General features: G+C 66.1%; 21 protein-coding genes. 15 read left to right on the forward strand and 6 right to left on the reverse strand.

Going from position 1 to position 21457, the window contains the following annotated elements:
- Positions 1-155 precede the first annotated feature (155 nt).
- Positions 156-632, forward strand: a complete 477-nt coding sequence (locus tag FBY39_RS11970; RefSeq protein ID WP_141932508.1) for a hypothetical protein — start codon at positions 156-158, stop codon at positions 630-632.
- A gap of 50 nt (positions 633-682) precedes the next feature.
- Positions 683-1912: an AAA family ATPase gene (locus FBY39_RS11975; protein WP_160133124.1), complete on the forward strand. Its 1230-nt coding sequence runs from the start codon at positions 683-685 to the stop codon at positions 1910-1912.
- Between the two features lie 106 nt (positions 1913-2018).
- Here FBY39_RS11975 and FBY39_RS11980 read toward each other — a convergent pair whose 3' ends face one another.
- Complete coding sequence (locus FBY39_RS11980) at positions 2019-2621, reverse strand: hypothetical protein (protein ID WP_141932510.1); 603 nt, start codon at positions 2619-2621, stop codon at positions 2019-2021.
- 10 nt (positions 2622-2631) lie between these two features.
- Positions 2632-3972 (reverse strand): recombinase family protein, encoded by a 1341-nt coding sequence (locus FBY39_RS11985; protein WP_141932511.1) that lies wholly within the window; start codon positions 3970-3972, stop codon positions 2632-2634.
- A 56-nt stretch (positions 3973-4028) separates the two neighbouring features.
- Between FBY39_RS11985 and FBY39_RS11990 the strand changes: the two genes are divergently transcribed.
- Both FBY39_RS11990 and FBY39_RS11995 read left to right on the forward strand, forming a co-directional pair.
- Positions 4029-4433 carry a DNA-processing protein DprA gene (locus FBY39_RS11990; protein ID WP_396652275.1) on the forward strand — a complete coding sequence of 135 codons (405 nt, stop codon included), beginning with the start codon at positions 4029-4031 and terminating at the stop codon, positions 4431-4433.
- Positions 4434-4517: 84 nt separating this feature from the next.
- Complete coding sequence (locus FBY39_RS11995; protein ID WP_141932513.1) at positions 4518-5414, forward strand: tyrosine-type recombinase/integrase; 897 nt, start codon at positions 4518-4520, stop codon at positions 5412-5414.
- Between the two features lie 9 nt (positions 5415-5423).
- Here FBY39_RS11995 and FBY39_RS12000 read toward each other — a convergent pair whose 3' ends face one another.
- Positions 5424-5960 carry a murein hydrolase activator EnvC gene (locus tag FBY39_RS12000; RefSeq protein WP_141932514.1) on the reverse strand — a complete coding sequence of 179 codons (537 nt, stop codon included), beginning with the start codon at positions 5958-5960 and terminating at the stop codon, positions 5424-5426.
- A 319-nt stretch (positions 5961-6279) separates the two neighbouring features.
- Here FBY39_RS12000 and rpsB point away from each other — a divergent pair, with 319 nt between their 5' ends.
- From rpsB to FBY39_RS12045, 9 genes are all read left to right on the forward strand, one after another.
- On the forward strand, positions 6280-7254 hold the full coding sequence (gene rpsB, locus FBY39_RS12005) for a 30S ribosomal protein S2 (protein WP_141932515.1): 975 nt from the start codon (positions 6280-6282) through the stop codon (positions 7252-7254).
- A gap of 102 nt (positions 7255-7356) precedes the next feature.
- Positions 7357-8184 carry a translation elongation factor Ts gene (gene tsf / locus FBY39_RS12010; RefSeq protein ID WP_141932516.1) on the forward strand — a complete coding sequence of 276 codons (828 nt, stop codon included), beginning with the start codon at positions 7357-7359 and terminating at the stop codon, positions 8182-8184.
- 93 nt (positions 8185-8277) lie between these two features.
- Positions 8278-8997, forward strand: coding sequence for a UMP kinase (gene pyrH / locus FBY39_RS12015; protein WP_141932517.1), 720 nt, complete (start codon positions 8278-8280; stop codon positions 8995-8997).
- 58 nt (positions 8998-9055) lie between these two features.
- Entirely contained in the window at positions 9056-9610 is a 555-nt protein-coding gene (frr, locus tag FBY39_RS12020; protein WP_141932518.1) for a ribosome recycling factor, read from the forward strand.
- A 9-nt stretch (positions 9611-9619) separates the two neighbouring features.
- Positions 9620-10654: a phosphatidate cytidylyltransferase gene (locus FBY39_RS12025; protein ID WP_141932519.1), complete on the forward strand. Its 1035-nt coding sequence runs from the start codon at positions 9620-9622 to the stop codon at positions 10652-10654.
- Positions 10651-11211: a DivIVA domain-containing protein gene (locus FBY39_RS12030; protein ID WP_141932520.1), complete on the forward strand. Its 561-nt coding sequence runs from the start codon at positions 10651-10653 to the stop codon at positions 11209-11211. The genes FBY39_RS12025 and FBY39_RS12030 overlap by 4 nt, the downstream gene beginning before the upstream one ends.
- A 188-nt stretch (positions 11212-11399) precedes the next feature.
- Positions 11400-11990, forward strand: coding sequence for a lytic transglycosylase domain-containing protein (locus FBY39_RS12035; RefSeq protein ID WP_260837850.1), 591 nt, complete (start codon positions 11400-11402; stop codon positions 11988-11990).
- A gap of 10 nt (positions 11991-12000) precedes the next feature.
- Complete coding sequence (locus FBY39_RS16735; protein WP_141932521.1) at positions 12001-12285, forward strand: hypothetical protein; 285 nt, start codon at positions 12001-12003, stop codon at positions 12283-12285.
- A gap of 1 nt (position 12286) precedes the next feature.
- Positions 12287-13012 carry an alpha/beta hydrolase gene (locus FBY39_RS12045; RefSeq protein ID WP_141932522.1) on the forward strand — a complete coding sequence of 242 codons (726 nt, stop codon included), beginning with the start codon at positions 12287-12289 and terminating at the stop codon, positions 13010-13012.
- Here FBY39_RS12045 and FBY39_RS12050 read toward each other — a convergent pair whose 3' ends face one another.
- Complete coding sequence (locus tag FBY39_RS12050; RefSeq protein WP_141932523.1) at positions 13013-14083, reverse strand: AI-2E family transporter; 1071 nt, start codon at positions 14081-14083, stop codon at positions 13013-13015.
- 189 nt (positions 14084-14272) lie between these two features.
- Here FBY39_RS12050 and FBY39_RS12055 point away from each other — a divergent pair, with 189 nt between their 5' ends.
- Together FBY39_RS12055 and FBY39_RS12060 are read left to right on the forward strand one after the other, a co-directional pair.
- Positions 14273-16120, forward strand: coding sequence for a glycosyl transferase (locus FBY39_RS12055; protein ID WP_260837852.1), 1848 nt, complete (start codon positions 14273-14275; stop codon positions 16118-16120).
- An 8-nt stretch (positions 16121-16128) separates the two neighbouring features.
- A complete protein-coding gene (locus tag FBY39_RS12060; protein ID WP_396652305.1) occupies positions 16129-17046 on the forward strand; it encodes a tetratricopeptide repeat protein in 918 nt (305 codons plus the stop codon).
- 95 nt (positions 17047-17141) lie between these two features.
- Here FBY39_RS12060 and glgB read toward each other — a convergent pair whose 3' ends face one another.
- Positions 17142-19319, reverse strand: coding sequence for a 1,4-alpha-glucan branching protein GlgB (gene glgB, locus FBY39_RS12065; RefSeq protein ID WP_141932526.1), 2178 nt, complete (start codon positions 19317-19319; stop codon positions 17142-17144).
- Positions 19316-21397 carry a maltotransferase domain-containing protein gene (locus FBY39_RS12070; protein ID WP_141932527.1) on the reverse strand — a complete coding sequence of 694 codons (2082 nt, stop codon included), beginning with the start codon at positions 21395-21397 and terminating at the stop codon, positions 19316-19318. The genes glgB and FBY39_RS12070 overlap by 4 nt, the downstream gene beginning before the upstream one ends.
- Positions 21398-21457: the final 60 nt, after the last annotated feature.

Here is a 21457-nt window from a genome sequence, read left to right on the forward strand (position 1 = left end):
GGATAGGTGCCCGCGACGGGTTTGTATAATGGAAATGTCAAACATAATAGACATTCTGATTATCCTTTATACTATTCTCAGAGCCGCCCACGGTCACAAAGCACTCGAAGTCCGCTCCATTTTCCTTACACGAATCCTTTTTATGGAGCACTTCAATGAATACTTCTGAGTACCTGCGCATCGGAGATGCGGTCAACCTGACCGTCACACCCAACGCGTATCCCTACGTCCTGACCTTCGGCGACAGCGGTGAGATCGTCACCAATCTGACCCTCCAGGGGCGCGTGATCTACGCCGACGCGCTCGGCGTCTGCGTAGTCACGACTGGCGGGCGCATCATGCCGTCGTCCAACCCCGACCATGACCTCTTGCCCGCGCCTTCCGCAGACGATGCCGGACAGTTCTTCCCCTGGCGATCTATCGACCGCGTTCAGATTCTGAAGCGCTCGGAGGCGTACGACGCCGCGTGGCTCGTGAAGTTCGCAGAGGAAGAGGTCTACGCCGCTGACCATGACGGCGACTATCCCGATTCCCAGCGCGAGTACACCGATTGGGCGCGCACGCAGGGGTATGCCGACCTAAGCCGCCGCATCGGCAAGGTGCTCACGCGCGATGCGGAGCTATCTCGATGAGCGCGGACACGGAGAGCACTGCGACCGTGCCAAAGAGTCAGGCTTCACTCGTGAGTGCGGTTCTGGCAGAGGACTGGACACCCGCCATGAAGGCGCAGATGATCGGCGCGAGCAGTCTTCCGGTGGATGAGATGAAGTCCGTCATGCAGGGTGTCCTTGACCGGGCAGCGACGGGCAACACCGGGGCAACTGAGGACATGGAAGAGCAGGTCGAAGCGACCCTCTTCACGATGAAGGTGAAGGCGGAGGCCGAGCGCCGTCTCGGCGCTGAACTCTTCACCGGCTCCGCGGAACTGAGTTGGGATGATCTGGACTCGGCGCACCGCGAGTTCATCATCCCGGGTCTGCTGACCTCTGGAGGCGTTTGCGTGATCTGCGCCCGGTCGAACCTCGGCAAGACGTACACCTACCTGGACATGGCGTGCCGGATGGCCTGTGGCATGCCGTGGCTAGGGAAGCCGACCCGGCAGGCAAAGACGCTCATCGTTCTCGGCGAAGGTAAAGCCGGATTTATGAGCCGTCTCCAAGCTTGGATGACTGCACACGGGAAGACGCCCGGCGACCTGCGTCCGTGGCTGTTCTTCATCGACCGCGCGAACCTCAACAACGACGAGAGCCTGAGTCGCATCCGCGAGGTTGTCGAGCGCGAGGGCATCGAGGTCGTCATCTACGACACATGGGCTGCGACCTCGGGAATTCAGAAGGAGGATGACGCCGTGCTGACGGGCATGACGATCAACCGCGTCAAGGACGCCCTGCCGGAAGCAACTCACCTGTTCATCCACCACCCTCGCAAGGCCGAGCAAGACACGGACGCGCCGGTCATGCGCGGCTCGGGAGCCTTCGAGGGGGCGGCGGATGTCGTCATGATGATGTACCGGGACCGTAAGTTCATCCCGGCGTCGGGGGAGTCGTTCGAGTTCATCGCACTGTCGACCGAACAAGACCACAACGGGAAAGCACGCGACGGTGCAACCGAGACGATCCGCGGGCTGTACCTGGATGAGATCGAGCTTGCGGACGGTTCAATCAATCGAGTGATGCGGCTTCTCGACTCGGAAACGATCAGCAAGGAGGCACGAGAGGTTCGCCGCGTGCTCACGCGACCGATGTCGCACGCCGAGTACGCGGAAGCATCCGGCAAGAGTCGGTCCACCGCTCACCGCTACCTGCAAGCGGCGGTCGCGGACGGCGTGGTGACGAAGGCACAAGGCCCGCTCGGTATGGATATCTACACGCCCACGCAGGCCTGGTCAGAGCTTCTGGGGCGTGCAGCGTGACTGAATCCGAACAGGTCTACGTGAACGCCCTGTTGCTCGAAATCTCGACGCTCCGCGAGATGCTGATGAATGTCGACCTCGAAGTGCTGGCGCGTATGCGTGCGCGTCAGGCTTCGAGCGACGGCTCCTTGCCCCTCCGATCGTGGGCGTCCAGCCAGGAGACATAGTCCTCTGTCTCGGCACGGAAGGCTGGCATCTCGCTAGAGAACCGCTCGCGGTGTGTCCTCAGCAGCTTCTCCAACCGCGATTTCAGCACGCGGTCATCCGTTGCTTGCCGCCCGTGAAGTTCTCGAACCTTGTCCGACGTGACGGTCGCCGCGATCTGTTCGTGGCGCGCAGCGGTTTCGTCAAGCTCTTCGATCTTGCTGGAGCAATTGACTACACCGGACCAAGACTCGTCCACCGCGTGTAGGTGAGTACGAATGGACTCCAGTCGGCGATTCTCCGGGAGCCGGGGCCCCAGGTCGCGCAACACGGCAATAGCGTCGGTCAGTGCTTCGGGAAGCGGGGGCGGTGTCCCGGGCTCCATCGGTGTCCTGTGCGGGTCAATCGACTGGAGTGCTTGTACGAGTGCGCTCCGCACGAGATCTCGATTCGTCCGCGTGCGTTGCCGGTGTGGCTCGCGCTTCGCCACGATGATTGCCCAGATCGACACGACCAGAGCGACTGCCGCAACGGAAGACGCGAATGGATCGAACTGCAGTTCCATGCCCCGCAGACTAGCGGGGCGACACTGCTACGCGGTCCAGCCCGCGACCCTTCTTGACCTGGACGCTGAGGCGTGACTCCACGAGAGCACGGCGGGCGTCCAGGTCTTGTGCGTCGAAGAACTCTTCCCACGCGTCCAGGTCCACATCCACATCGAACGAACCGTCTGGGAGCGTACGAACACCGGATTCGATACCTTCCGCAAGCACCACCCGCGCCCGACGCGTCAGCTCTTGCGTAGCCGACGCGACGCGGGAGCGGCCCAGCTCCGCCGCCACGCGCTCGGACTCCTCGTGAATGCGGGCCAGCTCGCGCTCAACCTCCGTCATGTCTGCCCACGGCAACGCGCCCATGCGTGTCCACCGCTTGCGCTCTTCCTCCAGTTCGCTGAGCCTCCGTGCGAGCGGACTGGGTGCGTCGTGGGCCTCTCGTCGTTGACCCCGGATCAACTCGACCGCCAGGTGGGCCTTCACGAACTCCTCTAGAGCGGTCTTGTAGATGGTGGCGTGCGCGGTGTCGGCGGAGCATGCGTAGTAGCGGGAGATGGCGCGCATCTTCGCGCCACACCCAGGCTCGGCGCATGTGGCGATTCCAGACAGCAAATGCTGGCGCGAGGGACCGGGGGATACTCGGCGCGCCTCATCGGCTAGGAGGTCTTGGACAGCCAGCCAGGTGTCCCGCTCGACGATCCGAGCAACCTCGGGCGCGGCCTCGAACCGTTCGCCGCCTCGAACGACCCAGCCCGCATACGCGGGGTTGGTCAGAATCTCACGCACCCGGACCGGAGGGCGTCCCCACTCGTTCGCCACTGATCTAATACTGCGACCATTCAGGAGGTCCACGTAGGCGCGTCGAATCTTGTCGGCCTCCTCGGGCCGCTCCAAGATGTTCCCCGGCTCGAATCCCATACGCCGCTTCCCCGGTACGGGCAGACCTTCCGACACTCGGGATTCGTTGGCCCTTGTCTGGCGCTCACCTTTCCGGCGAGCCTCGAACGACGCCAGCGAGGTCAGCAACTCCGCGCGGAAGCGACCCTCCGCGGTAGTCAGGTCTAGGTCTCCCTCGACGGTGGCTACCGTCTTGCCCGCTTCGATGAGTGCGAGGAGGTCGGCCTGTCCACGGAGCAAGCGATCCATGTTGACCGCCACCACAACGTCCGCGGGTGAGGCGAGAAGCCTTGCCCATGCAGTACCAGGCCCACGAGACTTGAACGCACTCACGGCATTGTCCTCGAACTCCGCAACGATGCTCCACCCTCGCGATGCCGCGAGAGCACGGCACCGCGCTAGCTGGCGGTCGATTCCCTCCGCCTTGTCGATGGACTGGCGCGTGTAGATGGCGATATCTGTCACGTATGTGATTCTGTCAGCGGAATCGACTCATCGCCGCACTGTCCGACGCGACCGTCGTGGTTGAGGCGGGGCAGCGCAGCGGCTCGCTGAACACCGCCGGCCACGCCGCAGCGCTCGGCAGAGAACTCGGCGCAGTGCCCGGCCCCGTCACGAGTGCGGCGTCGGCCGGCTGTCATCGACTTCTCCGCGACTATGGTGCGCAGTGCATTACGACTGCGGACGATGTGAGAGAGATGCTCGGCTTCCGATTGATGGACACGGGCAGCGGTTCACTCGAGATCGTCGACGGCTCCCTCAGGATCTTCGATGCTCTGAGCGCGCGTTCGTGGCGAACGGCGGAGGACATCGCTCAGCGGTCCGGGATGAGCCGAGCTGACGTAGAAGCGCGCCTCGGTCTCCTGTCGATGTCGGGGCTCGTCGATCGCGGTGCACAGGGGTGGCGCGATGCGAGGATGCCATGACACGCCACCCACGACGATCGCGATCTCGAGACTTGCCGGGACGCATGCGGTACCGATCCGAGTCCGTCGCTGCATTCTGGAGACATGAGGATCACCGAGGCTGCCGAGCGCTACGCGCTCCACCTCGCCCAGGCGCGGCGGCTGTCCCCGGCCACCGTCCGTGCCTATCGATCGGACCTCCACGATCTCGCCTCGGTCGCGGGCGACCCCGAGCTGTCCATCGTCGATGTGGAGACGCTCAGAGAGTGGCTGTGGGCAGCAACGAAGAGGGGTGATGCCCGTTCCACGATCGCGCGTCGGACCGCGGCCGCTCGAGGATTCTTCTCCTGGGCCGTCGAGGCAGGGCTCTTGTCGCTCGATCCGAGCGTGCGCCTCGTCGCTCCCAAGCGCGGACGTAGCCTCCCTCGTGTCGCCACCGCCGACAACCTCTCGATGGTCCTCGATGCTGCCCGCGAATCCGCCTCCACGGGTGATCCGCTCGCCCTGCGCGACCACGCCATCGTGGAGTTGCTCTACGGCGCGGGGGTCCGCGTCTCCGAGCTGACGGGGCTCGACATCGATGACATCGATCGGGATCGACTCACGGCGCGCGTCACGGGAAAGGGATCCAAGGACCGCGTCGTTCCCTTCGGCATGCCCGCAGCGCGGGCGCTCGAGGCGTACCTGGTTCGTGCGCGACCAGCCCTCATCGCGGATTCCGACCCCGGCGGCGCGGTCTTCATCGGCGCGCGCGGTGGCCGGATCGGGGCGAGGGCGGTGTATGACGTCGTATCGAGGATGGTGTCACCGATCGTCGGCGGTACGGCGGGCCCCCACGCTCTCAGGCATTCCGCTGCGACCCACATGATCGACGGCGGAGCAGACCTTCGCACCGTTCAAGAGCTGCTCGGGCATGCGAGCCTCGGAACCACCCAGATCTACACTCACGTGTCGAGCGAACGCCTCGCGGCGACATACCGGCTCGCGCACCCGCGTGCATGAGCCCGCGCCTCAGCAGCACGGAAGCAGAACGGCTCGTGGTATGTCCCCCAGGAGCACGAGGGGGTTGATGTACTCGCCGTTGAGCCGCAGTCCGACGTGCAGCTGACCCTCCGCGCTGTGCCCGCCCGTGGTGATCGCGCCCACGACATCGCCCCGCTCGACCCGGTCGCCGGGCACGAGCACGGTGTTCACCGGCTCGAGCGTCGATACATAGCCGGCGCCATGATCGATCGTGAGGACGCCACGATCGACGACGACACCGGCGAAGGCGACGACACCGGCGGCCGGAGCGTGAACCTCAGCACCGACTGTCGCGACGAGGTCGACGCCGCGGTGTCCTGTTCCGTAGCGATGCGCCGGGGCCGTGAACGGCTCCGCGACGACAGCAGGATCGAGCGGCCAGCCCCACCCCGACGCCCCCACGACGACTCCTGAAGCGGGGGAGGCGACACTCGAGACAACGACGAGGCAGGCGACGAGGAACGCGTCCCAGGCCCGCGCGCGGTGCCGTGCCCACCGCGCCCCAGTCTGCCGGAGATCTGCCATCGGGCAAGGCTCGCACTCGCGAGCGCTCCGTTGGGCTTCGCCAGGGAGAACGGGGGAGGACGGTCGATGAGAACGGCCTGGGGAGGAGCCGGTGCACTGGTATGCTGGGAGGTGCACCTCGCATATCGAGGTGACTACGCGTGCCCAGAGCGTCGCTCACGCCGGACTCGGCGACGAGACTCACGATGCGGCATCCCACTCCCGACGGTCCCTTCTCCTCCGAGAGGGGCGGGTGTGTGCCGGGCACCAGGCCACGCCGGCGATCGTCGGCGCGAAACAACCGAAAGAGACGCGCACGCGTCAGAGAAGGAGACCGGCCATGGCCGTCGTCACAATTCGCCAGCTGCTCGACAGCGGTGTCCACTTCGGACACCAGACCCGCCGGTGGAACCCGAAAGTCAAGCGCTTCATCCTCACCGAGCGCTCGGGCATCCACATCATCGACCTCCAGCAGTCGCTGACGTACATCGACAAGGCGTACGAGTTCGTTAAGGAGACCGTCGCCCGCGGAGGAACGGTCCTCTTCGTCGGAACGAAGAAGCAGGCGCAGGAGATCATCGCCGAGCAGGCGACGCGCGTCGGCCAGCCCTACGTCAACCAGCGCTGGCTCGGTGGACTCCTCACGAACTTCTCGACGGTCTCCAAGCGGCTCGCCCGCATGAAGGAGCTCGAAGAGCTGAACTTCGACGACCCCGCTGCGAGTGGCTTCACGAAGAAGGAGCTCCTCCTCAAGAAGCGCGAGCTCGACAAGCTCCACAAGTCGCTCGGCGGTATCCGCAACCTGCAGAAGACGCCGTCGGCGATCTGGGTGGTCGACGCCAAGCGTGAGCACCTCGCGGTCAACGAGGCAGCCAAGCTGGGTATCCCCGTCATCGGCATCCTCGACACGAACGCCGACCCCGACGAGTTCCAGTACCCGATCCCCGGCAACGACGACGCGATCCGCTCCGTGAGCCTGCTCACGAAGGTCATCGCGGATGCTGCGGCGGAGGGACTCATCCAGCGCCACAACCCCACCGACGAGGCCGCTGCCGCCGAGCCGCTCGCCGACTGGGAGCGCGAGCTCCTCGAGCAGGGCGCGCCCGTCGAGACCGACGTCGCCGCCGTCGCGACGATCGCGACCGAGTCCGACGCCGACCGCGCGGGTGCTGCGGCACACGACGCCGTCGCCGGCGAAGCAGAGGCTGAGGCTGCCGACGACGCCAGCGAGGCGAGCGACGCGCCCGTCGAGGACGAGGTCGCCGAGAAGGTCGCTGCCGACGAGGCCGAAGCCGTCAAGGAAGCCGCGGAGTAAACCTCTTCGACACAGGACATCGTCCCGGTCGGATTGCGCCCCCGCGACGTGATCCGACCGGGACATCCACGAGAACTCACCACAATCAAGGAGCCGCCAACCATGGCAAACTTCACGATCGCCGACATCAAGGCGCTGCGCGAGCAGCTCGGCACCGGCATGGTCGACACGAAGAAGGCGCTCGAGGAGGCCGACGGCGACCTCGAGAAGGCCGTCGAGATCCTGCGCCTCAAGGGTGCGAAGGGCAACGCCAAGCGCGCTGACCGTTCCACCAGCGAGGGGCTCGTCGCCGCGAAGCAGTTCGGCGACAAGGTCACGATCCTCGAGCTGAACACGGAGACGGACTTCGTCGCGAAGAACGAGCGCTTCATCGCGCTCTCCGAGAAGGTCCTCGAGGCGGCGGGCGCCGCTCAGGCCGATTCGGCGGAGGCGGCACTCGCCGCACCGGCGGGATCGCAGACGATCGCGGAGCTCATCTCGGACGAGGCCGCCATCATCGGCGAGAAGGTCGAACTGCGCCGTGTCCGCACGCTGTCGGGTGACCACTTCGAGATCTACCTGCACAAGACGAGCAAGGACCTGCCGCCCCAGGTCGGCGTTGTTCTCGCCTACTCGGGTGACGACGCTGAGACCGCTCGCAGCCTCGCGCAGCACATCTCGTTCGCCAACCCGACCTACCTGTCGCGCGATGAGGTCCCCGAGGCCGACGTCGACAAGGAGCGCGAGATCGTCACCGAGATCTCCCGGAACGAGGGAAAGCCCGAAGCGGCGCTCCCGAAGATCGTCGAGGGTCGCGTCAACGCCTTCTTCAAGCAGGTCTCCCTGCTCGACCAGGACTACGCCAAGGACAACAAGCTGTCCGTGGCCCAGGTCGCGAAGGACGCCGGACTCACGCTGACGGGCTTCGCCCGCTTCAAGGTCGGCGCGTAAGAGCGTCCAGGGGCCCGCATCGCCAGTCGGTGCGGGCCCTTCCCATGTCTGCGATGACGGGGGAGTAGTTTGTACATCGGCGAGAGGAATCAAGTGATCGATGAAGCGACCGGACGCCGACGCGTCCTCCTGAAGCTGTCGGGTGAAGCGTTCGGTGGGGGCCAGCTCGGCGTCAACCCCGACATCGTGAGCCAGATCGCACGCGAGATCGCAGAAGCGGTCGGCCGCGTCGAGATCGCGATCGTCGTGGGCGGCGGCAACTTCTTCCGGGGCGCGGAACTGAGCCAGCGCGGCATGGACCGCGGCCGCGCCGACTATATGGGCATGCTTGGCACGGTCATGAATGCGCTGGCGCTCCAGGACTTCCTCGAGCAGGCGGGCGCGGCAACGCGCGTTCAGTCCGCCATCGCCATGACTCAGGTCGCCGAGCCCTACATTCCGCGCCGCGCAGAGCGCCACATGGAGAAGGGCCGCGTCGTCATCTTCGGCGCCGGAGCGGGTCTTCCGTACTTCTCCACCGACACCGTCGCGGCACAGCGCGCACTCGAGATCGGGGCGACCGAGGTTCTCGTTGCGAAGAACGGTGTCGACGGCGTCTACACGGCCGACCCCAAGAAGGACGCGACGGCCACCAAGATCGACTCCATCACGTATCTCGACGCTCTGCAGCGCGGGTTGAAGGTCGTCGACTCGACCGCCTTCAGCCTGTGCATGGACAACCGCATGGACATGCGCGTCTTCGGTATGGAGCCCGCCGGCAACGTCACTCGTGCGCTTCTCGGCGAGACGATCGGCACGCTCGTGACCGCATGAGTGACGTCGAGTCGTCGCAAGTAGACTTTCCCTATTCCCCTCACGCGAAGGAGACACTGTGATCGCGGACGTCTTGGCTGAAACCGGAGCGCGTATGGATCGCGCCGTCGAGGCAGCGAAGGAGGATTTCGCGACGGTGCGCACGGGCCGTGCGAACCCCCAGCTGTTCCAGAAGATCCTCGTCGACTACTACGGTTCCCCGACTCCGCTCGCTCAGCTGGCTTCGATCAACAACCCGGAAGCACGCACGCTGATCATCACGCCGTACGACAAGTCGGCGCTGAAGGCGATCGAGCAGGCCATCCGTGACCTCCCGAACCTCGGTGTGAATCCGACGAACGACGGCAACATCGTCCGCATCACGATGCCCGAGCTGACGCAGGAGCGTCGCAAGGAGTACGTCAAGCTCGTGCGCACGAAGGGCGAAGACCACAAAGTGCACCTCCGCGGCATCCGTCGCAAGTCCAAGGACGAGCTCGATGCCCTCAAGTCCGACGTGGGCGAAGACGAGCTGGTCCGTGCCGAGAAGGAACTCGATGCACTCACGCGTGCCCACGTCGACGCGATCGACGACGCGCTCAAGCGCAAAGAGGCTGAACTCCTCGAGGTCTGAGGATCCGCGATGAGCGACGCCTCCGATCCTGAAGAGTCCGATCCTGCGGACGTCCCGATCGCCCCTCGTGATCCCGCAGGCGGCCGTCGTGAAGCCGAAGCGTCCGCGGTCTTCCAGGCCCACGTGCGCGCGGCGAAGACCGAGTTCGAACAGCAGATGGCGCACGCGCGTACCGAGTTCGAGGAAGTCAACGAGCGCATCAAACAGCGCACCGGCCGTGATCTGATCGTCGCGATCCTCATCGCCGTCGGGATCGGCGGCGTGCTCCTCGCGTCACTCGTGTTCTTTAAGGAGGGCTTCGTCGTCTTCGCGCTCGGCGCTGCGCTGCTGGCGACGTTCGAGTTCAGCAGGGCTCTGAATACCTCGGGGCGCCGCGTCGACATCGTTCCTCAGATGCTGTCCGCCGCCCTCATCGTGCTCGCGGGTTACTTCTTCGACGTGTGGTTGCTGTGGGTCTGCGTCTTCGTGGCGGTGGCGTTCGTCGTCATCTGGCGGCTGGTCGCCCAGATGGCCTCGGGAGAGCCGAGGTCGTACTCGGAGGGCCTCGCCGATGTTCTCATCGGTGGCTTCATCCAGCTCTACGTGCCCTTCCTGACGAGCCTCGCACTCGTCCTGCTCGCGCGAGACGGAGGGCAGTGGTGGGTGCTCGCGTTCATCATCGTCGCCGTCTCGGCCGACACAGGCGCCTACACCGCCGGCGTCGCGTTCGGACGGCATCCCATGGCTCCCCGCATCAGCCCCAAGAAGACGTGGGAGGGCTTCGCCGGCGCGGCCGTCGCGGCGGCCGTCGCGGGTCTCCTGCTCGGGCTGTTCATGATCCAGATCGAGTGGTGGATGGGGATCGTCTTCGGACTCGTCATCCTCGTCACGGCGACCGTGGGCGACCTCGGGGAATCCATGATCAAGCGCGATCTCGGCATCAAGGACATGAGTTCGTGGTTGCCGGGTCACGGCGGCGTTCTCGATCGACTGGACTCCCTGCTGCCCTCGACCGCGGCGGCCCTGGCCCTGTTCTACCTCTTCACCCCCTTGGTGGCATCATGACGACGACCGAGCCCACCGTTTCCGCTTTCCCGCGAACTCGAGGTCGCTCGAAAGGGTACGAACCCCGCGCCGTCGACGCGTTCCTCCTCCGTGCCCGCCAGGCGTTCGAGAACGGCGACGATACGGTGACGGCCGCGGAGGTGCGGCAGGTCGCTTTCCCGCTCGTCCGCAAGGGGTACTCGATTCCTCCTGTCGATGCTGCCCTCACCCGGATCGAGGACGCCTTCGCGACTCGCGAGCGCGAGGCGGCGCTGGCGCGGGTGGGCGCACCCGCGTGGGTCGGACACGCCAGGGAGACCGCTCAAGTCGTGCTCGATCGGCTGACCAGACCCGCAGGACGCCGCTTCGATCGCGTCGGAGCCTTGAGGTACGGCTACCGGATCGACGAAGTCGACATCGTCGCCGACAAGATCGCGAGATATTTGGAGTCCGGCGATCCTGTCACGATCGAGCAGGTTCGCTCCGTTGCCTTCCGAATGCAGCGGGGCGGATATCGCGAGGTGCAAGTAGACGCCGTGCTCGACGCGGTCGTCGAGGTGATGCTGGCTGTGTCGTAGAGCGGGACGGAGACGGATAGCGAGCCTCGTGACCGCCGAGTAGACTCGTTCGCACTGTGACTCCCGGAAACGAGATGGCTTCGACACGGCGTTCTCATCGCCGCCATCTCGCGATCTCTGAGGACGTCGTCCCGCCGCCGCGACGTGTCGGCGCATCGGATGCGCCGCGCTGGTCTCGCAGGCGCGGCGTGCTGAGCGTCTTCGCGGGTTTCGCCGCCATCGGCTTCGTCGCAGCATATGCGGGCCCGACGGGGATGGCGATCGCCGAGGCCGCGAATGCCGAGGAGCCGACCTCGCTGTATGCGACGGCACTCGACGACGTTCAGACGTATGAGGGAGTCATGACCGCGAGTGCGGCTGAGGCGGAGGGGCTCATCGATCTCGGGCGGGGAGGCTACTCCGTGTACGTCACGCCGACCCCGACTCCCACCCCGACTCCGACGCAGACATCGCGATCCTCCGGTGGGCAGGCGGCCCAGCCGGCGCCCCCCGGCTACACCGGCGGGGGCTCTCCCGCCGAATGGATGGCAGCAGCGGGCATCGCCGAAGCGGATTGGGGATACGTCGACTTCATCGTCCGCAAGGAGAGCGGCTGGAACCCGAACGCGACGAACCGGTCCTCGGGAGCATGCGGCCTCGTCCAGGTGTATCCGTGCAGCAAGCTCGCCAACGCGTACGACCCGGTGGTGAACCTCACGTGGGCCAACGGGTATGCGACGGGGCGGTACGGCAGCTGGGGCGGTGCCTACGCATTCTGGACCGCCAATCACTGGTGGTAGGCCGCGCGCGATGCCACGATCTCACCGGCGCCGACGCGATGACGCCGCCGACGATTCGTTCGATCGGCTCCTCGCGGGCTGGAAGCGGACGGAGACGCGGCGCGGCTCGCTGTGGACGGTGCAGCCGGTATCTCGCGGGCAGGCCGTCAAGGCGTATCGCTGCCCGGGGTGCGGACGCACCATCGACCCTGGCGTGGCCCACGTCGTGACGTGGAGAGCGGACGGGGTCATGGGTGACACCGCGGATCTGGAAGCACGTCGTCATTGGCATGAACACTGTTGGAAGGTCAGCTGACATGGAGATCCGGGGCCCGGTACTTCTTCCCGCCCACCGCGAGGACGTCGAGTTCGAGACGATCGATGGGCTCACCCTCGTCGGCGAACTCGCGACCCCGCTCGATCGTCCTCCGGTCGCGACGCTCGTGACCTTGCATCCGCTTCCCACCGCGGGAGGCTTCATGGACTCGCACATCCTCCGCAAGGCGGCGGCGCGGCTCCCTGCGCTGGCAGATCTCGCGGTTCTCCGCTTCAACACGCGAGGCACCACGTCACCCCGCGGAACGAGCGGAGGCGTGTTCGACGGCGGCCGGGCCGAAGCGTTCGATGTCGCCGCGGCGATGGACTTCGTCGCGCGCCGTGGTCTGCCGAATCCCTGGCTCGTCGGCTGGTCGTTCGGAACCGAGCTCGCGATCAAGTACGGACGCGATCACCCGATCGAGGGCGCGATCCTCTTGTCTCCGCCCCTGCACAGGGCCACCGACGAGGATGTCGCGGCGTGGGCTCAGGAGTCTCGGCCGGTGATCGCCGTGATCCCGGAGTTCGACGACTACCTGCGGCCGGATGCCGCCGCCGAGCGGTTCGCGAGTGTGCCGCACGCGATCCTGGTTCCCATTGAGGGAGGCAAGCACCTGTGGGTGGGGGAGACGCAGACCCGTCGCGTTCTCACCGAGATCGTCGCCGCCGTGAACCCGGACGCGCTGCCGCTCCCGACGCGGTGGGACGGGCCGGAGGAGGACGCGTGATCAGCGTTCGTTCATCCGCGGAATGAGGACTTGGCGATAGAGGATGAGGATACTGGCGGCGACGGGGATTGCGACCAGAGCACCCAGCAGCCCGAGCAGTGAACCGCCGGCGAGCGCCGCGATCACCACGACCGCACCGGGGACCGAAACGGCACGGCCCATGATGCGAGGCGAGATCACATAGGCCTCGATCTGCATGTAGATGAGGTAGTAGATCGCCGCGACGAGCGCCGTCTGCGGCCCGCCGACCCCGGGGATCAGACACGTGAGGACGATGATCGTCGAACCTGTGAGCGTGCCCACGAGCGGGATGAGCGAGAAGAAGAACGCGATGACGGCGAGGACCGCCGCGAACGGCGCCTGGATGATCGTGAGGAAGATCGCGCTCAGGACGCCGTTGATGACACCGAGGCTGACCTGTCCGATGACGTAGAAGCCAACGGATGCCGTGATCTGTTCGCTCAGATCGACGAAGCGTTCCCGCTTGGAAGCGGGCACGATCTGGTATACGGCGCGCTTGAGGCTCGGTGTCGAGGCGGTGAAGTAGATGGTGAGGATGAGGATGATGAAGGCGCCCGCGAGGCCCGCCAGGACAGCGCCGCCGATGACCAGCAGACTCTCACCGATGGATCCGCCGATCTGGCCGTAATCGAGGGTGGCGAGCCACTCCTGCACGTAGAGGAAGACATCGTCGACGAGGAGCAGCGGGAACGTCGCCTTCAGCCACTGCCGCAGATCTTCGACGGGGTCCGCTGCACCCTGTTCCACCCAGACCTGGATCGTGCCGACGAGCTGAGACACCTGTCCGACGATGATCGGCACGACGGTCAGGAGAATACCTGCGAAGGCCGCCAGCACGGCGAGGATCGTCACGATGACGGCAGCCCAGCGGGGGAGACCACGCCGCTCGAGCCACGCCACGATCGGGTCGAGGCCGAGCGACAGGAATAGTGCCGTCCCGACGTACAGCAGAATCGTCGAGAGATTCTGGATGCTGCCGATGAGCAGGAGTCCGAGTCCGACGCCGAGCGTTGCGACGAGCGCAGTGCGGAACGGGCTGTGCAACTTCATGATGGATTACCCTGACCTCTTGCCGTGGATGGCTCTCGTCAGAATACGCAGAGTTGACGGTCAGACCCGGCATTGCTCCCTCTCGGACGATGTCCAGGCGTGTTTCGCTAGGCTGAAATGTCGAATCGACGGTCCGCTGCGTGTTTCCGCGGATCGGGAAATGGGAGTTTCGTGCGTTTTGTGTGGGCTGTGGCGGCATTCGTCCTCGCCGCCATCATGATCGGGGCGGGCATCGCTCAGCGCACGGTCTTTCAAGGTCCCACGACAGCCACCGTCCAGATCGAGGCAGAAGCGGAGGCGCCGTACCTCCTCGTCGACGGTGCGGTGCTCGGGTCGCTCCCGGGCACGCAGACCCTCCGCGCGCAAGGGCAGGGCGAGATCTTCGCCGCCTACGGGCGCACGGCCGACATGACGGCCTGGCTCTCCACGACCTCGTACAATCACGCCACGCTCGACTCCGCAGGCGAAACCGTCGTCGAGCTCGTCGAAGCGGAGGCCGACTCGCCGGGAACCCCGAGCCCCGCGGCGACGGACCCCGCCTCACCGGACGATGCCGCGGCGTCGGCCGCTGCGGAAGAGGCGGCCGCACCGGAGGTGACCGAGGCTCCCAGCCCCGTCGGATCAGACCTCTGGCTCGACGAGTTCGCTCAATCCGACATCTTGATCGCGCCTCTTCAGCTCCCCGCCGACATGAGCGTCCTCGTGGCGTCCGACGGTGTTGCTGCCGCGCCGACCGATGTCGCCGTGTCCTGGCCGATCGGTAACGGCACTCCGTGGGCGGGCCCACTGATCGCGGCGGGCGCTGTTCTTATGGCCGTCGGCGTGGTCCTCTACATCCTCGGCATCCGTCATGCGCGTCGCTCTCGCGGCCCGCGCCGCAAGGGACTCCCGCTGCCGGTGACGGAGCCCATCGACCTCTCGATCGATTCCGTCGACAAGGGGGTCATCTCCTCATCGCCCTCGTCGCGGCGCGCGCTCGGCCGAGGACGACGGGGGTTCGTCGTCGTTCCGGCGATCGCGGTATCGGCCATCCTCCTGGGAGGATGCTCGGCGGACGTCTGGCCCGAGCTCGGGGAGTCCGCGACGCCGTCTCCGACCCCGACCCTCATCGTGCCGGAGGGTCAGCAGTCGCCGGCCGTGACGAAGTCTCAGGCCGAGCGGATCCTCGTTCGAGTCGCCGAGACGACGGCGGAGGCTGACGAGGCGATGGACTCCACTCTGGCCGCCACGCGCCTCGAGGATGCTGCTCTCGCCGCGCGCGAGACCAACTATCGGCTGCGCGGAGCGATCGCGGATTTCCCGGCTCCCGCCCCGATTCTCACGAAGCCGCTCGAGATCGTCCTTCCGCAGATGTACGACGAGTGGCCCCGATCGTTCATGGCGGTCGTCGACGACGAGAGCTCGAAGACGTCGAGCATCATGGTGATGACGCAAGCCGATCCTTGGGCGCCCTACAAGCTGAGCTATCAGGCGAATCTCGAGGCGTCCACGACGATGCCCGATCTCGCTGCCCCCTACGTGGGTGCTGCACGCGTCGCACCCGACTCCGCCTTCCTCATCATGCCCCCCGACCAGCTCGCGGCGGCGTACGCGGACGTCGTGGACAAGGGTGAAGAGAGCGAGTACGCCTCGTTCTTCGAATCCGAGGACGACCAGTTCCGTGCGACGATCGCCGCAGACCGACAGAAGCGCCTCGACGAGTTCAATCAGACTGCGACCAACACCGGTGAGATGACTTTCGAGGCTGTCGTCGGCGCATATCCGCCGTTCGCGATCCTGACGCTCGAGAGCGGCGCGATCGTTGCCGTCAACATCAACGAGACCGATACGGTGAAGGCGATCAACAGCGATGCTGTGATCAAGTTCGAGAACAACCCGACCGTCAAGACCCTCACCGGCGTGGACCAGTCCGCGACGGGGGTCACGACCACATACAGCGACCAGCTCTTCTTCTACGTACCTGGCCAGGGCTCGACCGAGAAGATCCGCCTCCTCGGATTCAGCACCGCCATCCTCGACGCAAAGGTGATCCCTTGACCGATCCGATGCCGGCGGCCGCGCTTCGCGGCGCCGTCGACCTCTCCACGTTGCGCAATCGGCCCGCGGCGCCCGCAGCCGCGGCCCCGTCGTCCGAGAACGCGCCGTCGCTCGTCTTCGATGTGACGGATGCCTCCTTCCCGCAGGTCCTCGAGCTGTCTCGCACAGTACCCGTCGTTGTCGATCTGTGGGCAGAGTGGTGCGGGCCGTGCAAGCAGCTGAGCCCGATTCTGGAGAAGGTCGTCACCGAACTCGGTGGCAGGCTCGTGCTCGCCAAGGTCGACGTCGATGCCAACCCCCAGCTGTCTCAAGCGTTCCGGGCGCAGTCGATTCCGATGGTCGTGGCGCTTCTGGGCGGTCAGCCGGTTCCGTTGTTCACGGGCGCGGTTCCCGAGCAGCAGGTCCGTGAGGTCTTCGCTCAACTCCTCCAACTCGCCGCTCAGAACGGTGTGACCGGCTCGGTCCCCGTCGAATCGGGTCAGGTCGAGGCCACGGAGCCGGAAGAAGCGCCGCTGCCGCCTCATCACGCGGAGGCGTACGAGGCGATCGAAGCGGGCGACTACTCGCGGGCAGTGAGCGCCTACGAGGCGGCACTGGCAGAGAATCCGCGTGATGCCGACGCGCGCGCGGGTCTGGCCCAGGTACGGTTGCTCGCTCGCGTGCAGGATCTCGACTCTTCCGCCGTCCGTGCCGCAGCTGCGGCCGATACCGCCGATCTCGATGCCCAGTTCGCCGTGGCTGATCTGGACGTATCGGGTGGTCACGTCGAGGACGCCTTCGACCGGCTGCTCGACGTTTTCGCGGCTTCCTCGGCGGACGATCGGCCCGCTGTCCGAGAGCGCCTCCTCGATCTGTTCGGCATCGTCGGCGACGACGACCCGCGCGTGCTCCTCGCACGCCGGCGGTTGGCTTCGCTGCTGTTCTGACCCGCGGGTCGTTCGCGCTCGGTTCGCGCCGACACCGGGCATTCCGCCGAAGCAGGGTGGTGTGCCGCTGCGTCTGGGCGGAATGCCCGGTCTCGTCAGCCCTGCGTCGGTGAGGGGATGTGCTTCGCCGTCTCGTGACGCAACCAGATGACGGCGAGCGGCGGCACGATGAGCGACGCGCGACCGTTCTCGTCGGCGTAGACGATGCCGTGGTTGCCGACGCCGGATCCGCCGAACTCGTGCGCGTCAGAGTTCAGCACTTCGTGCCAGACGCCGCTCGCGGGCAGATCGAGCGTGTAGTCCGTGATGGGGACACCGGAGAAGTTGCAGATGACCGCCACCGTGTTGCCATGCCAGTCGTGCCGTGCGAAAGCGATGACGTTCGGATTCCACGAGGGCGAACCCAGCCGAGAGAACGCGGCTCCGTCGGAATCGCGCGACCACAGCGCCGACTCGGCACGATAGGTCCGATTGAGGGCACCGACGAACGACAGCAGCTGCGCATGCGAGGGCTGATCGAGCGTCCACCAGTCGAGGCTGCGGCCCTCCGACCACTCTGACATCTGCCCGAACTCCTGGCCCATGAACAGAAGCTGCTTGCCCGGGTGGCCCCACATGTAGGCGAGGAACGCGCGCGTGTTGGCGAGCTTCTGCCAGTGGTCGCCGGGCATGCGGGAGAAGAGACTGCCCTTCCCGTGGACGACCTCGTCGTGGCTGATCGGGAGGACGTAGTTCTCGCTGAACGCGTAGACGAACGAGAACGACAATTCGCCCTCGTGGTGCGAGCGATACATGGGATCGCGCGAGATGTACTGGAGGGAGTCGTTCATCCACCCCATGTTCCATTTGAAGCCGAAGCCCAGCCCCGCCTGACTCGTCGGCGCGGTGACACCCGGGAAGCTCGTGGACTCCTCTGCGACCATCGCGATGCCGGGATAGCGCTTGTAGGACGTCGCATTGACCTCCTGGAGGAACGAAATGGCCTCGAGATTCTCGCGGCCCCCGTGCACGTTCGGCACCCATTCGCCTGCTTCGCGCGAGTAGTCGAGGTAGAGCATGGATGCCACGGCATCCACCCGCAGGCCGTCGACGTGGAACTCCTCGAACCAGTAGAGCGCGTTCGCGACCAGGAAGTTGCGCACTTCGCGGCGGCCGTAGTCGAAGATCAGCGTGCCCCAGTCCTTGTGTTCACCACGGCGCGGATCGGGGTGTTCGTACAAGGCTTCGCCGTCGAACTTGGCCAGGGCGAAGGCATCCTTCGGGAAGTGGCCCGGGACCCAATCCATGATGACGCCGATGTCGGCTTGATGAAGGCGGTCGATCAGGTAGCGGAGGTCGTCCGGCGTGCCGAACCGGCTCGTCGGTGCGAAATAGCCCGTCACCTGGTATCCCCACGACCCGCCGAACGGGTGCTCCGCGAGGGGGAGGAACTCGATGTGCGTGAATCCGTGCTCGGTGACGTAGTCGATCAGAGGGTCGGCGGCGTCGCGATACGACAGTCCGGGGCGCCAGGATCCGAAGTGGACCTCGTAGACCGACATCGGCTGCGAGACCGGAGTGGAGCGTGCGCGCCGCGTCATCCACTCGTCGTCCTGCCACGCGTGCGCGGCTTTCGTGACGACGGATGCCGTGCCCGGCGAAACCTCCGCGAACCGGGCCATCGGGTCGGCCTTCATGATCCAATCGCCGTGCCGTGTCAGGAGCTCGTACTTGTAGGTCGCACCGATTCCCAGGCCCGGGATGAAGAGCTCCCAGATCCCGCTGGAACCCATCGAGCGCATCGAGTGGCCCTGCCCGTCCCAGCCGTTGAAGTCGCCGACGACCCGGACGGCCTGCGCGTTCGGCGCCCAGACGGTGAACGCGACCCCGTCGGAACCGTCGAGCGTCCGCACGTGCGATCCGAGGGCGCGCCACAGTTCCTCATGACGCCCTTCCGCGATGAGGTGGAGATCGAGCTCACCGAGAGACGGGAGGTGGCGATACGGGTCGTCGGCGACGTAGTCGGGACCCTCGTCGTACGTCGTGGCGAGCTCGTAGGCGCCGGCCGCGCCGGAACGCGTGCCCTCCCAGATTCCGTTGCGCACGTGATCCATCGGGATACGCGTCCCGTCCGCGAAGACGGCGGTGACGCTCCGGGCCAGCGGCCGCCGCGCGCGCACCACCCACTCGGAGTCGCCTCCCGCGTGCGACACCTCGTGAAGCCCGAGAACGGAGTGCGGGTCGTGGTAAGAACCGGTCGCGATCGTGTCGAGGGTGCGGTCGTCGGGCGTCATGATGTCTCCTTGACGTGCAGGATGTGGACAGGCTCGTCGAAGGCGTCCAAACGCACGAAGTTGTGATCGGACCAGGTCCAACGGGCCCCCGTGACGAGGTCCTCGACGTCATAGGGTTTGCCCGGTTCCACGCCCCACACGCGGGTGTCGAGGTGGACCATGGTCTGGCGGGCCGAATGGGGATCCACATTGACGATCACGATGACCGTGTCGGGGCGCCCCGTGTCGGAGAGTGCCGCATCGAGATGCTTGACGTAGACGAGGATCGCTTCGTCGTCGCTCCAGTGGATCGTCGTGTTCCGCAGCTGGCGCAGCGCCGGATGGGCGTGACGGATCTCGTTCAGGCGCGTGAGGAAGGGAGCCAGAGAGGCACCGCGAGCTTCGGCATCCGCCCAATCCCGTGTCTTGTACTCGAACTTCTCGTTGTCGATGTTCTCTTCCGAGCCCGGTCGCGCGACGTTCTCGAAGAGTTCGTAGCCCGCGTAGACCCCGTAGGTGGGCGCTGCGGTCGCCGCGATCGCGGCACGGATGCGGTACGCCGCTCGACCGCCGAACTGCAGGTACTCCGTCAGGATGTCCGGGGTGTTGACGAAGAGATTGGGGCGCATGTAGTCGGCGGTCTCCTGCGAGATCGCGGTCAGGAACTCCTCGAGTTCCTGCTTCGTGTTTCGCCAGGTGAAGTATGTGTAGCTCTGCTGGAACCCTGCCGCCGCCAGTCCCTGCATCACGCGTGGCCGTGTGAAGGCCTCTGCGAGGAACACGACATCGGGATACTCGGCGTTGACGGTCGAGATGAGCCACTCCCAGAACTGGAGGGGCTTCGTGTGCGGATTGTCCACGCGGAAGATCGACACACCCTGCGCGATCCAGTGACGGACGATCCTCAGTACCTCTGCGCGGATGCCCGCGGGGTCATTGTCGAAGTTGACCGGATAGATGTCCTGGTACTTCTTGGGCGGGTTCTCGGCGTAGGCGATCGAGCCGTCCGGAAGGGTCGTGAACCACTCGGGATGCTCCGTCACCCAGGGGTGGTCGGGAGAGGCCTGCAGAGCGAGATCGAGGGCGATCTCGATGTTCTCCTCGCGGGCAGCGCCCACGAAGGCGCGGAAGTCGTCGAGCGTCCCCAGATCGGGGTGGATCTCGTCGTGGCCGCCCGCGTCGGCGCCGATTGCCCACGGCGAGCCCGGGTCGCCGGGCTGCGGGTCGAGGGTGTTGTTCCGGCCCTTGCGGTTGCGCACGCCGATCGGATGGATGGGCGGGAGGTAGAGCACGTCGAATCCCATGGCCCGCACGGCAGGCAGGCGGCGCTGCGCCGTCCTGAATGTTCCGCTGCGGATCGTGCCGTCCGGCTGTCGTGATGCGCCTTCAGAGCGCGGGAAGAACTCGTACCAGGCGCCCACGCCCGCCCGCTCGCGCTCGACGAGCAGTTCGTGGTCGTCGCCGACCGTGACGATCGACATGAGCGGACGGGCGGCGAAGAAGGCCGCGATCTCGGGACTGCGAACGATCTCGAGCGCGGCGGCATCGGTCACCGCCGAGTCCCGCAAGGACGCGGCGGCCGCAGCCAGTGTGCGTCGCTCGGCCGCCGGTCGCTTCTTCTCCGCGAGAGCGCGGTCGAAGAGGATAGCGCCCATCTCTCGCATCAGCGCTGTGTCGACGCCCGCGGGGATCTTCAGATCAGCGGCGTGCTCCCACGTCGCGAAGTCGTCTCCGAACGCCTCGAAGCGGAAGCGCCAGACTCCCTGTTCGAGCGGCGCCACGAGCGCCCGCCACTGATCGAAGCCGTCGTGAAGCGGTGTCAGCCGGTGCAGCGACACGTCACCCGATGGCGAGACGAGTCGCACGTGGACGCCGATCCGGTCGTGTCCCTCTCGGAACGCCGTCGTGACGAAGGGGACCGCTTCTCCGACGAACGCCTTCGGCCGGTAGCGGCCGTCGGGGGTCGTTGGATGCGCGAGAGCGAGAGGGATACGTCCCGCCGCGGTGTCCCGCGGCTTCGGCCGGTCGACCGGTCGGACGGGGAGCGAAGAGGCACTCCGCCACGGATGAGAGCTGTCAGCGAACGAGGTAGTGACCACGGACTCGAACCTACCCAACGGGTCGCGGGAGCGACAGCAGGAGCGATCGGCGCCCGGACG

It is taken from the genome of Microbacterium sp. SLBN-146 (assembly GCF_006715145.1).
In the GTDB taxonomy this organism is placed as follows: Bacteria; Actinomycetota; Actinomycetes; order Actinomycetales; family Microbacteriaceae; genus Microbacterium.